This window comes from Chromobacterium sp. FG89, assembly GCF_057808735.1.
Window position 1 is genome coordinate 260,895 of the sequence record NZ_JBMDIQ010000004.1, and the last position, 14,208, is coordinate 275,102.

The 14,208-nt window shown below is 64.3% G+C and carries 10 protein-coding genes; 4 read left to right on the forward strand and 6 right to left on the reverse strand.

The window, feature by feature from the left end; genetic code table 11:
- Positions 1-133: 133 nt before the first annotated feature.
- The 3 genes from ACODRW_RS06125 to ACODRW_RS06135 form a co-directional block, all read right to left on the reverse strand.
- Entirely contained in the window at positions 134-4,024 is a 3,891-nt protein-coding gene (locus tag ACODRW_RS06125) for an amino acid adenylation domain-containing protein (protein ID WP_488905363.1), read from the reverse strand.
- Between the two features lie 703 nt (positions 4,025-4,727).
- Positions 4,728-5,201: a single-stranded DNA-binding protein gene (locus ACODRW_RS06130; protein WP_488905364.1), complete on the reverse strand. Its 474-nt coding sequence runs from the start codon at positions 5,199-5,201 to the stop codon at positions 4,728-4,730.
- A gap of 47 nt (positions 5,202-5,248) precedes the next feature.
- Positions 5,249-6,610 carry an MFS transporter gene (locus tag ACODRW_RS06135; RefSeq protein WP_253314424.1) on the reverse strand — a complete coding sequence of 454 codons (1,362 nt, stop codon included), beginning with the start codon at positions 6,608-6,610 and terminating at the stop codon, positions 5,249-5,251.
- A 177-nt stretch (positions 6,611-6,787) separates the two neighbouring features.
- Here ACODRW_RS06135 and uvrA point away from each other — a divergent pair, with 177 nt between their 5' ends.
- Both uvrA and ACODRW_RS06145 read left to right on the forward strand, forming a co-directional pair.
- Positions 6,788-9,619, forward strand: a complete 2,832-nt coding sequence (gene uvrA, locus ACODRW_RS06140) for an excinuclease ABC subunit UvrA (RefSeq protein WP_488905365.1) — start codon at positions 6,788-6,790, stop codon at positions 9,617-9,619.
- A gap of 142 nt (positions 9,620-9,761) precedes the next feature.
- Positions 9,762-10,208, forward strand: coding sequence for a VOC family protein (locus ACODRW_RS06145; protein WP_081545504.1), 447 nt, complete (start codon positions 9,762-9,764; stop codon positions 10,206-10,208).
- A gap of 55 nt (positions 10,209-10,263) precedes the next feature.
- Here the strand turns inward: ACODRW_RS06145 and ACODRW_RS06150 are convergent, their stop codons facing one another.
- Both ACODRW_RS06150 and ACODRW_RS06155 read right to left on the reverse strand, forming a co-directional pair.
- Positions 10,264-11,610, reverse strand: coding sequence for an HD-GYP domain-containing protein (locus ACODRW_RS06150; RefSeq protein ID WP_488905366.1), 1,347 nt, complete (start codon positions 11,608-11,610; stop codon positions 10,264-10,266).
- 175 nt (positions 11,611-11,785) lie between these two features.
- Positions 11,786-12,565: an HAD-IIB family hydrolase gene (locus ACODRW_RS06155; protein WP_488878492.1), complete on the reverse strand. Its 780-nt coding sequence runs from the start codon at positions 12,563-12,565 to the stop codon at positions 11,786-11,788.
- A 183-nt stretch (positions 12,566-12,748) separates the two neighbouring features.
- Here ACODRW_RS06155 and ACODRW_RS06160 point away from each other — a divergent pair, with 183 nt between their 5' ends.
- Positions 12,749-13,258, forward strand: coding sequence for a GNAT family N-acetyltransferase (locus ACODRW_RS06160; protein WP_488905367.1), 510 nt, complete (start codon positions 12,749-12,751; stop codon positions 13,256-13,258).
- An 83-nt stretch (positions 13,259-13,341) separates the two neighbouring features.
- Here ACODRW_RS06160 and ACODRW_RS06165 read toward each other — a convergent pair whose 3' ends face one another.
- Positions 13,342-13,596, reverse strand: coding sequence for a hypothetical protein (locus ACODRW_RS06165; protein WP_486636887.1), 255 nt, complete (start codon positions 13,594-13,596; stop codon positions 13,342-13,344).
- A 257-nt stretch (positions 13,597-13,853) separates the two neighbouring features.
- Between ACODRW_RS06165 and ACODRW_RS06170 the strand changes: the two genes are divergently transcribed.
- Positions 13,854-14,177, forward strand: coding sequence for a DMT family transporter (locus ACODRW_RS06170; RefSeq protein WP_488905368.1), 324 nt, complete (start codon positions 13,854-13,856; stop codon positions 14,175-14,177).
- Positions 14,178-14,208 lie beyond the last annotated feature (31 nt).

A 14,208-nucleotide genomic window follows, 5' to 3' on the forward strand; every position in this document is an offset into this window, starting at 1 on the left:
GTACGGCCCTGCCGCTTTTTCAGCGGCAGGGCCTTGTCTTGCGCTGGCTTGCGAGGTTTTGGAACAGCGGCTTGGGATTGCGCCGGAATGAAAAAGCCCGCGGCGTGCCGCGGGCTGGGTGGGGCGATGGGGCTTAGGCCGGCTGCGCCTGCCGCTGCGGGCTGGGGCTGAGCGGCGTCCGTCGCTGCAGCTCGGCGGCGAATTGCGCGCCGAATTGTTCCAGGTACTGGCGTTGCAGCAGGCATTCATGCGGCGCGTTCACCTCGTACTCAATCAGCTTGCCGGAGACGTAGGGCTGCCAGAGCGACGGCTGCTGGTCTTCGGGGCGCAGGATGTCGGTGGTGGCGCGGATGAAGATCAGGTCGCCGTCGTAACGCTGGTAGCGGCAGCGGGCGAGCAGTTCCAGCATCAGCTTGGAGTCGTTCACCAGCCGGGTCAGAAACTCCTCGCCGACCTGGCTGCCGCCCAGAACTTCTTCCATTGCGCTCTTCAGCCCCTTGATGCCGGCGCGCGGCGCGCCGACGATGGCCCGGGTCATGCGGGTGATGATGGTGGCGTCGTCCAGTTTCAGCGAGGCTGGCCCGCCCTGCAGCGGATAGCTGTCGAACATGCACAGGAAGCTGACTTCGTGGCCGTCGGCCTGCAGCATGGCGGCCAGGCGCAGCGCCAGATTGCCGCCCACCGACCAGCCCGCCAGCTGATACGGCCCCTGCGGCTGCACCGCCTGGATGCGTTGCCGGTACTCCTCCGCCAGTTCGTCCAGCGATTCGACGACGCGTTCCGGGTCGCGCAGTATCGGCGACTGGATGGCGTACAGCGGCTGGTCCTCGGGCAGGAAGGGCAGCAGGCCGGCATAGGGCCAGGCGATGCCGCCGCCCGGGTGAATGCAGAACAGCGGCGGGCGGCCGCCCTGGGCGCGCAGCGGCAACATGGCGTCGAAAGGATCGCTGAAAGCGGCGGGCCGTTGCAGGCGCAGGGCCAGCTGGCGCGGCGTGGGGGCGGCCAGGAAGTCGGCGATGCCCAGCGAGACGCCGAAGGTTTCCCTGACCCGGTTGATCAGTTGCAGCCCCAGCAGCGAATGGCCGCCCAGCGCGAAGAAGTTCTGATTGGCGTAGACCTCGCCGCATTCCAGCGCCGTTGCGAACAAGCGGCACATGATTTCCTCTTCAGGCGTGCGCGGCGGAGCCTGTTCGCCGTCGTCCAGCAGCGTCGGCGTCGGCAGCTCGCCGGTGGCCAGCTTGCCGTTGGGCGTCAGCGGGAAGACGGGCACCACCATGATGACGCTGGGGATCATATGATGCGGCAATTGCTGGCTCAGCGCCTGTTTCAGGCCTTCGCTGTCCAGGTCCAGCTGTTGGTTGGCCACATAGCCGACGATGGCCGGGCCGTGGGGCAGGTCCCGCAGCAAGGCGACGGCGTCCTCTACGCCGCTGCAGCCCAGCAGGGCGTTCTTGATTTCGTCCAGCTCGATGCGCAGCCCGCGCAGCTTGATCTGATTGTCTTGGCGGCCCTGATAGTGGATGCGGCCGGCGTGGTCGAAGAACACGCGGTCGCCGGCCCGGTACATGGTGTCGGCGGGGTCCAGCAGATCGGGAACGAAGCCTTTGGCCGTCAGCTCCGGGCTGTTGCGGTAACCGCGGGCCACGCCGGGGCCGCCGATGAACAGATCGCCCCAGGCGCCGGGCGGCAGCAGCCGCTGCCGCGGGTCCACCACATAGAGCCGGGTATTGGCGGTGGCGGGTCCGATGGACAGGTCGCCGTCGCCGTAGTCGGCGTTGATCGAGGTGGCGAAGGAGGTTTCGGTCGGTCCGTAGACATTGAGCAGGCGGCAGTGGGAGAAGCGCGCCAGCAGCGCCGGCGTGCAAGGCTCGCCGCCCAGCATCAGGACGGTGTCTTGCGGGAAGTCCTCGGTCTGGTGGTAGGCCAGCAGGCTGGGCGTCATGACCACGAGCTTGATGTTTTCCCGTTTGACCAGCGCGGCCAGCGGTTTGCCGGGCGCGCTGGCGACTTTGTCGCAGATGACCAGGGTGGCGCCGGCCAGCAGCGTCATCATGATTTCCAGCACCGACATGTCGAAGCCGGCGGCGATGAATTGCAGCACGCGCTGGCCGGCTTGCAGCCCCGCCGCCCGGATGGCGGTGTCGGCGATGGGCACCAGGTTGCGGTGGCTCACTTCCACGCCCTTGGGCTTGCCGGTGGAGCCGGAGGTGTAGATCAAATAGCCGGGCGCGGCGGGGTCTACGCGGGGAAGCGGTAGGGTGGCCGGCGGCAGCGCGTCCAACGCCGCGGCGTCCAGGAGCAGCTGTTTTTCCGGCGCGATCCCTGCCTTGACGGCGCCGCCGCCGGCGACGATGACCGCGGCCGGCGAGGCGTCGGCCAGAATGTATTCGATGCGGGCTTCCGGCAGGTCGGGGTCCACCGGCACATAGCCTGCGCCCAGCTTGAACAGCGCAACGGCCGCGACCGCCCACTCTATGCTGCGCGACACGATGACGGCGACATCGTCCCCGGGGCGCACGCCGCGCGTCAGCAGCAGGCTGGCCAGGCGGTTGGCGCGCTCGTCCAGCTCGGCGTAGCTGAGTTCGCGCTCTCCCTGGCGCAGCGCCGGCCGATGGGCGTGGCTTAGCGCAGAGGCGGCGAAGGCGTCGGCGAAGACCGGTTGCGCGTCGGCGCGCGCCGGCAGCGGATAGCGGCGTTCTCGTTCGCCCGGCAGCAGCAGTTGGTAATCCGCGGCGAGGGTTTCCGGGTTGGCGACGAAATGCTCGAGCAGCAGGATCATCCGCTGATAGTGCAGTTCCAGCGCCTCTAGCGGGTAGAGATCGGCGTTGGCGTTGAAGCCTATCTCCAGCCGCCCGTCGGCGTTGCGGTCGAAAATGTCGATGCCGAGATGATCGGCCGGACCGTTGGCGACATTCTGCACCGTGGCTTCGCAGCCGTCGAAGCTCACTTCCTGGTCATAAGCCACGATATTGAGCAGGGTGTTGAACAGAGGCTTGTGACCGCGTTCCGCGTACAGGTCGCGGATCATGGCCTCCGAGCGGTAGCCCTGATGCAGCAGATGGCGGCGCAGCTGGCGCTGGATGTCCGCCGCAACCGACAGCACCGTGGCCTCCGGCGCGAAGGAGATGCGCAGCGGCAGGATGTTGGCCACCATGGCCGGAATCTCGCGCAGGGCTTTCAGCTGACGGGCCGCCACCGGCATGCCCACCGCCAGTTCGCTCTGGCCGGTCATGCGGTGCAGATAGGTGGCGCAGGCCGCCAGCAGCAGGCTGGACAGACGCAGGCGGTGTTGGCCGGCGGTTTCCCGCAGCCCGTCCACCGCCGCGCCGGAGAAGGCCTTGCGCAGGCGGTTCAGCTTGCGCAGGGGCGCGTCGCCGGGGACCAGTTGGGTGGCGTCGGGCAGGTCCAGGCAGTATTGGCGCCAGTAAGACTGATCCTTGAGATAGGACTCGCTCTGGCGATAGGCCTGCTCCGCCTCGAACACCTGGCTCAGCGGCTGCGCCGGCAGCGCTTCGATGGCTTCGCCGCGCGCCAGCCGGACATAGCAATCGGTGATGTGCTTGAACAGGATGGCGTGGCCGAAACCGTCCACCACCAGATGGGAGCCCAGCTCTATCATGCGGTGGCGACGGTCGCTCAGTTTGACGATCAGATAGCGGATCAGCGGTTGTCGGGCCAGGTCCATATCGTCGGCCAGCAAGCCGTTCAGCATGGTGGCGTAGGCCTGCTCGGGGTCCGCTTCGGCCGATAGGTCGTGCCAGGAGAAATAGGCGTCGTGCAATTCGGGGCGCAGGTGTTGCCGGTATTGGCCGGTGACCGCGTCCGTCTCGAAGGCGGCGCGCAGGGTTTCCACTTGTCTGCACACGGTCTTGATGGCCTGTTCCAGCAGCGGGGCCTGCAAGTCGCCGGTGAATTCGATCACATCGCACAGGTGATAATGGAGATTACGGCCTTCCTGGCCGATGGCCAGGCAGACTTCCTGCTGGGCGGCGCTCAGCGGGCAGATCGATTTATCGTCTAGCATAATGTTTCCAATATGGTTTTTACAGTTATTGGTATTTATTTAAAATAAAGTTAAGGGCGAATGAAGGCGCGACAAAAAAGAAGGACGCGTCGCCGCTATCGTTGCGGCTTTAGTACGGGATGGGTTTTACGGGCGGCGGATAGGCCCGGAGAGGGGCGGGTCGGTTGGCGACGCCGTGGATTGGCGTGGCTGACGGAGTACGGTGCGCGATGCGGCGTTTTTCATGGGTGCCCTGCACATGTCGTATAAGACAGGCCGAATATGTCGTTTTGATAATACGTGGAAATTATATCAATACGGCATGAAATTGACACAGTAAAATTCACTCGACATATGTCGGCGAAGTGGATTTGTCTCATTTGTGCAAACGCACATTTTGAGAGCGTCGATATCGGCTCAAGTACAGCCAAAGCTAGACACGGCAGGCGCTTAATGTTCCGAGATAGTACGATGCGGCGCAGCAAGCTGCGCCCTGGCTTGGCGGCGGACAGGGGCGGCGGGAGGGAGATGCATGCCGATTGGCGAACAGAGGAGGACGCTGACGCGCTTGCCAGCGCGGCGTTCAAGTCCGGCTTGCCTCCGGTCCGGATAAGCGGGGCGGGCGGGGGTTAGGGAGAAACAGCAAAGAAAAAGACCGAAATCCGGCGCCATCCGCTGACGGCGCCCTGTATTTCGGTCTTGTTTGACAGTGACAATCCGGTGTTTAGAACGGAATGTCGTCGTCCATGTCGTCCAGTTGCTTGGGCGCCGGGCGCTGCTCCTGGCGGCGCGGCGCGGGCGGGGCTTCCTGGCGCGGGGCCGGGGCGTTGTAGCCGTAACCGTCGTCCATGCCGCCGCCGCTCATGCTGCCGCCGGAACCGCCCATTTCATTGCGGCCGCCCTGCAGGCTCAGTTCATTGACGCGCACGTCCGGGGACAGGCGTTTATTGCCTTCTTTGTCCTGCCATTCGCGCAGGGTCAGTTGGCCGTAAACAGTTACTTGCTGGCCTTTTGCCAGGTAGTTCTTCAGCGATTCACCGCGCTTGCCCCATACCTGGCAGCTGAACCAGTTGGTGCTCTTGCGCTCGCCAAAGCCGATGTCGCTGGCTACGCGGAACGACAGTACCGGCTCACCGCTGGGGGTGTAGCGCAGTTCGGCGTCGGCGGCCAGACGGCCGTCAAAGGTGATGCTGTTCATCAGATGTCTCCGAATAAAAATCTAAATATTTGGCCTGTCGCCGCAGCTCAGAACGTGGCTCCGATCAGGCGCTGCACCGTCGCCTCGTCCCACTGCCGCTGCGATACCTTCAGGTAGGCCACGCGGTCTTCCAACACGACCACGGCTTCATGCACGCCGGTCACGCCGGCCAATTGGCGGGACAGATCGCCGGCGTCGCCACGCCAGTCCTCGCCGATGTGATACATCACCGAGCGCACCGGCTTGGGCGGCCGCATGGCCAGCGACCACAGCAGCCAGGTGAGCATCAGCAGGCTGGTGAAGCCGAACACGCCGGCCGGACCGTAGCGGGTGTACAGCCAGCCGCCGACGGCCGCGCCCAGGAACAGGCCAAGGGATTGGGCGGTATTATACACGCCAATCGCGGTTCCCTTGGCATCCGCCGGGGCGATCTTGGAAATCAAGGACGGCAGCGTGGCTTCAAGAATATTGAAGGCGATGAAATACAGGCCCAGCCAGGCCACGATCTGCCAGAAGCTGTCCAGCGCCATCGCCATGCCCAGTTGGGCGGCGGCCATCAGCGCGATGGCGCCGACGAAGACCTGCTTGAGCCTGGCCTTTTTCTCGCCGTAGATGATGGCCGGCACCATCAGCAGGAAACCGATCACCGTCACCGGCAGATACACCTGCCAGTGCTGGGTCTTGTCCAGATGCGCGGTCTTGATCAGCGCGAAGGGGATGGTGACGAACATCGCCATCTGCGCCGCGTGCAAGGCGAAAATGCCGTAATTGAGCTGCAGCAGCTGCGGGTCTTTCAGCACCGCCGGCAGCCGTTTGGCGTTGGCCTCGGTGTCGGAGTGGAAGCGCGAACTGACCGGGTCCGGAATGATCAGCCAGACGCCGATCAGCGCGGCCAGCGACAGCACGCCGGTGAGCGCGAAAATGCCGTTGACCCCGATGTATTTGGCCAAGAGCGGCCCCAGCACCAGGCTGGCGGCGAAGGTGGTGCCGATGGACATGCCTATCATCGCCATCGCCTTGGTGCGGTTTTCCTCGCGGGTCAGGTCCGCCAGCAGCGCGGTGATGGCGGCGGAAATGGCGCCGGCGCCCTGGATGACCCGGCCCACGGTCAGGGTGGCGATGTCGTGCGCGCCGGCGGCGACGAAGCTGCCCAGCGCAAACAGCAGCAAGCCGCCGTAAATCACCTTCTTGCGGCCTATCTTGTCGGAGAGCATGCCCAGCGGCAGTTGCAGCAGGGCCTGGGTCAGGCCGTAGCTGCCCAGTGCGATGCCGATCAGCGTGTGATTGTCCGCGCCTTCCAGGGTTTGGGCGTACAGGGCGAATACCGGCAGGATCAGGAACATGCCCAGCATGCGCAGGGCGTAGATGCCGGCGAGGCCAAGGCTGGCCCGGAGTTCTGTTGCGTTCATTCTTGTGTGCGTCGTTTGTGTTGCTGGCGGGCTGCGGCCTGCGGGCCGCGCCCCATGGTTCTAGTAACGGTCCGGCGCCGTTCCGGATGACGCCGCGCGTTAAAGACTGGTGGAGTCAGACTTGCCAAGTCAGGTATATTAACAGGTTCCCTGACCGACGGTGAGTTACGCTCCAATATGGACAGCATTCGCATTCGCGGCGCACGCACGCACAATCTGAAGAACATCAACCTGGATTTGCCCCGCCACCAATTGATCGTGATTACCGGCCTGTCCGGCTCCGGCAAATCCTCGCTGGCCTTCGACACCCTGTACGCGGAAGGGCAGCGCCGTTACGTGGAAAGCTTGTCCGCCTATGCGCGCCAGTTCCTGCAATTGATGGAAAAGCCGGACGTGGACCTGATCGAAGGTCTGTCGCCGGCGATCTCCATCGAACAGAAGGCCACCAGCCACAACCCGCGTTCCACCGTGGGCACCGTCACCGAAATCCACGACTACCTGCGTCTGCTGTACGCGCGCGTCGGCGAGCCGCACTGCCCGGAGCACGGCGTGCCGCTGTCCTCGCAAACCGTCAGCCAGATGGTGGACCATGTGCTGGCCTTGCCGGAGGAAAGCCGGGTGATGATCCTGGCCCCGGTCATTGTCGGCCGCAAGGGGGAGAATCTGGACCTGTTCGAAGACCTGCGCGCCCAGGGCTTCGTGCGGGTGCGGGTGGACGGCGAAGTGTTTGAAATCGACGCCGTGCCCAAGCTGGACAAGAACAAGAAGCACACCATAGAAGTGGTGATAGACCGCCTGAAAGTGCGCGAGGACATGAAACAGCGGCTGGCGGAAAGCTTTGAAACCGCGCTGCGCCACGCCGAGGGCCGCGCCATCGCCGTGGAGATGGACAGCGCCAAGGAACACTGGTTTTCCGCCAAGTTCGCCTGCCCTGTGTGCTCCTACAGCCTGCCGGAGCTGGAGCCGCGGCTGTTCTCCTTCAACAACCCCATGGGCGCCTGCCCCAAATGCGACGGCCTGGGCGAAATCACCTTCTTCGATCCGCGCCGCGTGGTGGCGCATCCGGAACTGAGCCTGGCCGCCGGCGCGATCAAGGGCTGGGACAAGCGCAACCAGTTCTATTTCCAGATGCTGATGGCGCTGGGCGAGCATTACGGTTTTTCCGTGGCTGAACTCGCCTTTGAAGACCTGCCGGAAAAAGTGCGTAACGTGGTGCTGCACGGCTCCGGCCGCGACAGCATCGAGTTCAGCTATATGTCGGAGAAGGGCACCAAATTCAGCCGCGCGCATCCGTTTGAGGGCATCATCCCCAATCTGGAGCGCCGCTACCGCGAAACCGACTCCTCCGCGGTGCGCGAGGAACTGGCCAAGTACCAGAACAACCAGCCCTGCCCGCACTGTCAGGGCTCGCGGCTGCGCCTGGAGGCGCGCCATGTCTTCGTCGGCGACAAGACGCTGTACGAGATCAACCAGATGCCGCTGAAGGATACCGCCGGCTTCTTCGCCCAACTGGCTTTCAGCGGCCAGAAACAGGCGGTGGCGGAGAAAATCGTCAAGGAGATCAGCGAGCGGGTGTCCTTCCTCAATAATGTGGGCCTGGACTACCTGAACCTGTCCCGTTCCGCGGACACCCTGTCCGGCGGCGAGGCGCAGCGCATCCGCCTGGCCAGCCAGATCGGCTCCGGCTTGACCGGGGTGATGTATGTGCTGGACGAGCCGTCCATCGGCCTGCATCAACGCGACAACGACCGCCTGCTGGCCACCTTGATGCGGCTGCGCGATCTGGGCAATAGCGTGATCGTGGTCGAGCACGACGAAGACGCCATCCGCGCCGCGGACTACCTGGTGGACATGGGGCCGGGCGCCGGCGAGCACGGCGGCGAAGTGCTGGTGGCCGGCACCCCGGCGGAAGTGGCCGCCTGCGCCCATTCCGTCACCGGCGATTACTTGTCCGGCCGCCGCCGCATCGCGCTGGGCGGCGAGCGCCGCGAGGTGGATCCGGAGCGCATGCTGCGCCTGATCGGCGCCAGCGGCAACAACCTCAAGGACGTCACCCTGGACCTGCCCTTGGGCATGCTGGTGTGCATTACCGGCGTGTCCGGCTCCGGCAAGTCCACATTGATCAACGACACCCTGTACAAGATCACCGCGCGCGAACTCAACGGCGCCAGCGAAGAACCGGCGGCCTACCAGGACATCCAGGGCCTGAAGCAGCTGGACAAGGTGATCAACGTAGACCAGAGCCCGATCGGCCGCACCCCGCGCTCCAACCCGGCCACCTACACCGGGCTGTTCACCCCCATCCGCGAGCTGTTCGCCGGTGTGCCGCTGTCGCGCGAGCGCGGCTACGGGCCGGGGCGCTTCTCCTTCAACGTCAAGGGCGGCCGCTGCGAGGCCTGCCAGGGCGACGGCGTGATCAAGGTGGAAATGCACTTCCTGCCGGATGTCTACGTGCCTTGCGACGTATGCCACGGCAAGCGCTACAACCGCGAAACCCTGGAAGTGCAATACAAGGGCAAGAGCATTCACGAAGTGCTGGAAATGACGGTGGAACAGGCGTTGGACTTCTTCAGCGTGGTGCCCACCGTGGCGCGCAAGCTGAAAACGCTGATGGACGTGGGCCTGGGCTATATCCGCCTGGGGCAGAGCGCCACCACCCTGTCCGGCGGCGAGGCCCAACGCGTCAAGCTGGGACTGGAATTGTCCAAGCGAGACACCGGCCGCACCCTGTACATCCTGGACGAGCCCACCACCGGCCTGCATTTCCATGACATCGACCTGCTGTTGCAAGTGCTGCACCGCCTGCGCGAAAGCGGCAACACCGTCGTGGTGATCGAGCATAATCTGGACGTGGTCAAAACCGCGGACTGGCTGATCGACCTGGGGCCGGAAGGCGGCGCCGGCGGCGGCCAGATCATCGCCACCGGCACGCCGGAACAAGTGGCGGCCAATCCGGTCAGCCATACCGGGCGCTATTTGCAGCCTTTGTTGCAGCGCGAGCAAGGCTGATGGCAATCAAGTACAATGCGCGGATAGACAGCTTGCTGTTATAAAGAAATACCGGCGGCGGCAAGGGGCGAACAGCGTCGCCAGCCCAGCTGGACGGCGCGTCGCCCAAGGGCCATCGCATCAAAAACAATATGAGGAAGTCATGCTGACTTTAGGCAAGATCGATCACATCCACATTCGTGTGACTGACGTGCCCAAGGCCCTGAAATGGTATCAGCGCGTGCTGGCCATGGCCCCGGACCCGCGCTATAAGCACATGCGCGAAGGCCCGCACGGAGCGGTGATGTTGGCCAACGCCAACGGCGCGGTGCGCCTGGCGGTGAGCGAAGACAAGAGCGGGGCGGCCAATCATCAGGGCGACATCGCCTTTGTGGTGAGCGGCCAGGATTTTCTGGAGTGGATAGACCAGCTGGCCGGCGAGCGCGTCACCAATCGCGACGGCCAGACCATCGCCCGGGACTCCGTGCGCGACCATCGCTTTTTCTGCTCGCTGTCCTTCGTCGATCCCTTCGGCAATCCGTTCGAGATCGTCAGCTACGATCACACTTGGCTGGTGGGCAAGCTCAAGCTGAACGAACAACTGGAGTGATAACCGTCATCCGCAACTAAAACCGCCGGTCTTGCACCGGCGGTTTTTTATGCGCTCAAGACAGCGCGCCCTCCTGGCGCAGCACTTGTTCCAGCGCGGCGAAGCAGGCGGGGTCGATGGCGCTGCCCAGGTGCCGGCGCATGATGTCCAGCGTTTGCGGCGCGGGGGTGGCCGGGTGGTAGGGGCGTTCCGCGTTGATGGCGTCGAAGATGTCCGCGGCGGTGATGATGCGGGTTTCCAGCGCGATGGCGTCGCCGGACAGGCCGCGCGGGTAGCCGCCGCCGTCCGGGCGCTCGTGGTGGGCGCCGGCCACCCAGGCCAGTTCGGCGAAGTGTTCGATGCGGCCCAGGATGGCTTCGGTGTAAGCGGCGTGGCGTTTGATCGCCTCCCATTCGTCCGCCTCCAGCTTGCCGGGCTTGTCCAGTATGGTGTTGCTGACGCCCAGCTTGCCCACGTCGTGCAGGAGCGCGCCGCGTTTCAGCCAGCGTCGCCGTTCCTGGCCCAGCTCCAGTTCCGCGGCGATCTGGTCGGCGTAATGGCCCACTCTTTGGCTGTGGCCGGCGGTGAACGGGCTTTTGGAATCCACCACCTGGCCGAAACCCTCGGCGATCTCGTCCAGATAGTCCTCGTCCAGCGGCACCGCGTATTGGGCCGGCTCCAGCCTCAGCACCGCCTGGTCGATATCGTCGGCCTCCAGCTGCCGCCAGAAGTCCGGCCGGGCGCCTACGCGGCGGAAGGCGGCCACCAGTTCCGGATCGAACCAGCCGCCGGCGCGGCGCAGCGCCTGCTCCAGCGCCGCCTGGCGGCCGTGGGTGATGTGGAACACGTCTATCACCTGGGCCAGCAGCGCGATGCGCGAATTCAGCGGAATGGCGTCGCCGCGCAGCCCCAGCGGCCGGCCGGAGCCGTCCCAGTGTTCGTCCAGCGATTGAATGCCACGTGCCACGTTTTCATTGAAACGCAGTTGGCGGGCGATGTCGGCGCCGCGGTGGCAGCGGGTATTGATCAGTTCGTCCGCCATTGTCCTGCCGTGGCGCAGCACTTTGAGAACGGAGGCCGCGCGCCGCGCCCAGCCCTCGCTGTGGGTGCCGGTGTTCTTGAACACAAAGCCCAGCAGCTGCGGCAGGCCGGCGCCCACTTGCTTGAAGTCTTGTTTGAAGCTGCGATCGTCGGTCTGGTAGAGCTCGCAAATGCGCGCCGCGTTGCTGCTGCAGCCCAGGTCCTTGAGCAGGATGGCGTAGTACAAATCCCATAGCCGTTGCGGCGGCAGGCCTATGCATTGGCCGATATGCATGCCTATCCAGCAGCTGCGGATGCAATGGCCTTCGGGCTGGCCTTCGGTGATGTCCAGCGCGTAGCTCAGCGAGCTGATCAGTTCGGACAGCTTTAGGGTGGCGGCCATGGGCGCTCCACGGAATTGAGGCGGGTAGGGAGACGGCGGGAACCTGCTTGGCTCCGCTCACGCCATCTCGCAGAGAGCCAGAGACAAGGCGCGCAAACGCAGGCCGTGCATCAACGGCGAGTCGGCCTCTTTGTGAGCGGCCCCATCTTCTTTATCCTCGGCGGAGCGCGCTTTTTCAATCCCGCCGCGCCGGCGCGCGTTCGCGGCTCAGCCGCGCGATGGCGTCCACCAGCCGCGCTTCAATGTCCTGGTCCAACGGCAAGCGCTCGCTGGCCAGTTCCGCCAGCCGCGGATGGGCGCCTACCTGCACCGAGTGGCCGGCGTCCAGGAACATGCTGACATCGTTGCTGTCGTTGCCGAAGCAGATCAGCTCCTCGGCGGCGATGCCGCATTGGCGCAGCGCGGCCATCTTGCTGACGCCGGCGGCGGTGATGTCGAAGATCTGTTCGTCGGAATGGTGGTGCAGCTCCACGCCGGCGTGGGCGTCCAGTTCCCGGCGCAGGCCGGGGACGTCGGCGCAGGCGGTGATCAGCAGCTTGGCCGGCTGGCGAATGTCTTCGGCGCCGACATGGCTGGCCAGCTTGCCGGGGTCCACCTTGTTGAGGAAGGGGTGGCTGGCGTCGCCGTTGTAGTGGTAGTTCCAGCTCAGGTCCACCAGATAGGACGCGGCGAAGCGTTGCGCCAGTTGGGTGACGTCGGCGAACACCGGGTCCGGGATGGGGTTCAGCCGGTGCAACTGGCCTTGCCGATGGCTCATCGCGCCGTTGGCGCCGATGATCAACACATCGTGGAAGCGGGCATCCAGCAAGGGCAGGATGTCGCGGTAGGGGCGGGCGGAAGCGAAGCCCAACTGGTGGCCGTGCCGGCGCAGGCTGTCCAGCGCGTCCTGGATGGCCGGGCTGATGGTCCTGCCGTTGAAGCAAATGGTGCCGTCGATATCAAAGATGAAGTGCATGGGGTCTCGCTGCGGGAAGGTGGCGACGGCTGGTTTTTAGCGCCGTTTTATGATGTTTGTATTCTAACTGTCTTGGCAACTCGGGTGAAGCCGCCGCGCTGAATCGAATGCCTCCGGACTTGTCGGCGAGCGGTATCGCCCACATTTTCCTTTTATGACTGTTCAACCTGGAGAGTGCCGCGCATGAGCCAAAACGTTTGTCTGGATCCGTTGACCGCCGCCGATTTTTCCGCCCTGGCCGAACTGGCCGGCGAGATCTGGCATCAGCATTTCATCAGCATGATCAGCCGCGAGCAGATCGAATACATGCTGGCCGGCCGTTATGTGCCGGAAAAGCTGTCCGCCTATCTGGACGCGCCGGACCGCTGGTTTGGCCTGTTGAGGCTGGACGGCAGGCTGGTGGGTTATTGCAGTCACGCGCTGACGGCGACGCCGGGGGAGATGAAGCTGGAGCAGCTGTATCTATTGGCGGAGACGCGCGGCCGCGGCCTGGGCGCTTATATGCTGGACGCGGTGGAGCGGGCGGCGCGGCAGCGCGGCTGCCATACCCTGGTCTTGACGGTGAACAAGCACAATGCCGGCGCCATCGCGGTGTACAAGCAGCGTGGTTTCACCTTGCGGGAGCAGGCGGTGTTCGACATCGGCAATGGCTTTGTGATGGACGATGACGTGATGGAGAAGCGCTTGGCTTGAAGGCCGCTGCGTAGTCTTCAAGAGTAGCCAACTGAAGGGCGCAAGGCGGAATGCCTTGCGCCTTTTCCGTTTAGGGGCCGGATTCAGAACCTTAGGGTTCTGTCACGGGTCTCCTCCTGCCACATTGCCTCCAGATAGCTGTGGTACTCATCGGCAATCCAGCCGGCGGCGTGACACAGGCCTTTAAGTTGTACTAGATCCGGGCGCGGCAGCGCGATCTGCTGGCGCATGCTGACCAGCAGCGGGCGCAGTAAATCCAACGCTTCCAGGCCGTTGGCCAGCGCGTCCGCGGTTTCTAGTTTGGAGAGGGGGGCTGCGGGGAGGGGATGTTTATCCATGATGAACTCCTGACATGGCGTTCCGAGGTCACTTTAGCGGTGCGTTCGGAATAGGGCTGAGAAGCCGCGACTGACGAGCGCGGGTTTCGCCTGACAGGTGTGTTCAGCACCAAGGCGGAATCTAGCAGCGTGCTAGTGGACGGTCAATGCCGCGGGGCATTGCCGGCCGTGTGGAATTGCTGTGTTGGACTTGTCGGGATTAGGTTGTCTTTGCGCGCAGCCCATCTTGGCGGGCGCTGATGCTTGGAGACGCAAACATGAATCCTTGGCTATTGCTAATGTGTTCCATTGTCGCGGAGGTGGCGGGTACGCTGCTTCTGAAGGCGTCTCATGGGCTGACGCGGCTATGGCCAACCCTATCGATGGGCGTGTGTTATCTATTGGCGATCTGGCTGATGGGCTTGGTGAGCAAGAAGCTGGAAATCGGCCTGACTTATGCGGTATGGGCTGGGGTGGGCACGGCCGCCACTGCCTTGCTGGGGGTGTGGATTTTCAACGAGGGCGCTTCCTTTATGAAGGTGCTGGGCGTGGGCTTCATAGTTGCCGGCGTGGTGTTGTTGAATTTGAGCCAGAGCGCTTGAGGGATGGGGGGTAGCAAGGGCAAGCTGCCTA

What these genes read in the sequence shown, in the direction of transcription:
- ACODRW_RS06125 (WP_488905363.1), bottom strand. Translation starts at nt 4,024, where the DNA reads ATGCTAGACGATAAATCGATCTGCCCGCTGAGCGCCGCCCAGCAGGAA.
- ACODRW_RS06130 (WP_488905364.1), bottom strand. Translation starts at nt 5,201, where the DNA reads ATGAACAGCATCACCTTTGACGGCCGTCTGGCCGCCGACGCCGAACTG.
- ACODRW_RS06135 (WP_253314424.1), bottom strand. Translation starts at nt 6,610, where the DNA reads ATGAACGCAACAGAACTCCGGGCCAGCCTTGGCCTCGCCGGCATCTAC.
- uvrA (WP_488905365.1), top strand. Translation starts at nt 6,788, where the DNA reads ATGGACAGCATTCGCATTCGCGGCGCACGCACGCACAATCTGAAGAAC.
- ACODRW_RS06145 (WP_081545504.1), top strand. Translation starts at nt 9,762, where the DNA reads ATGCTGACTTTAGGCAAGATCGATCACATCCACATTCGTGTGACTGAC.
- ACODRW_RS06150 (WP_488905366.1), bottom strand. Translation starts at nt 11,610, where the DNA reads ATGGCCGCCACCCTAAAGCTGTCCGAACTGATCAGCTCGCTGAGCTAC.
- ACODRW_RS06155 (WP_488878492.1), bottom strand. Translation starts at nt 12,565, where the DNA reads ATGCACTTCATCTTTGATATCGACGGCACCATTTGCTTCAACGGCAGG.
- ACODRW_RS06160 (WP_488905367.1), top strand. Translation starts at nt 12,749, where the DNA reads ATGAGCCAAAACGTTTGTCTGGATCCGTTGACCGCCGCCGATTTTTCC.
- ACODRW_RS06165 (WP_486636887.1), bottom strand. Translation starts at nt 13,596, where the DNA reads ATGGATAAACATCCCCTCCCCGCAGCCCCCCTCTCCAAACTAGAAACC.
- ACODRW_RS06170 (WP_488905368.1), top strand. Translation starts at nt 13,854, where the DNA reads ATGAATCCTTGGCTATTGCTAATGTGTTCCATTGTCGCGGAGGTGGCG.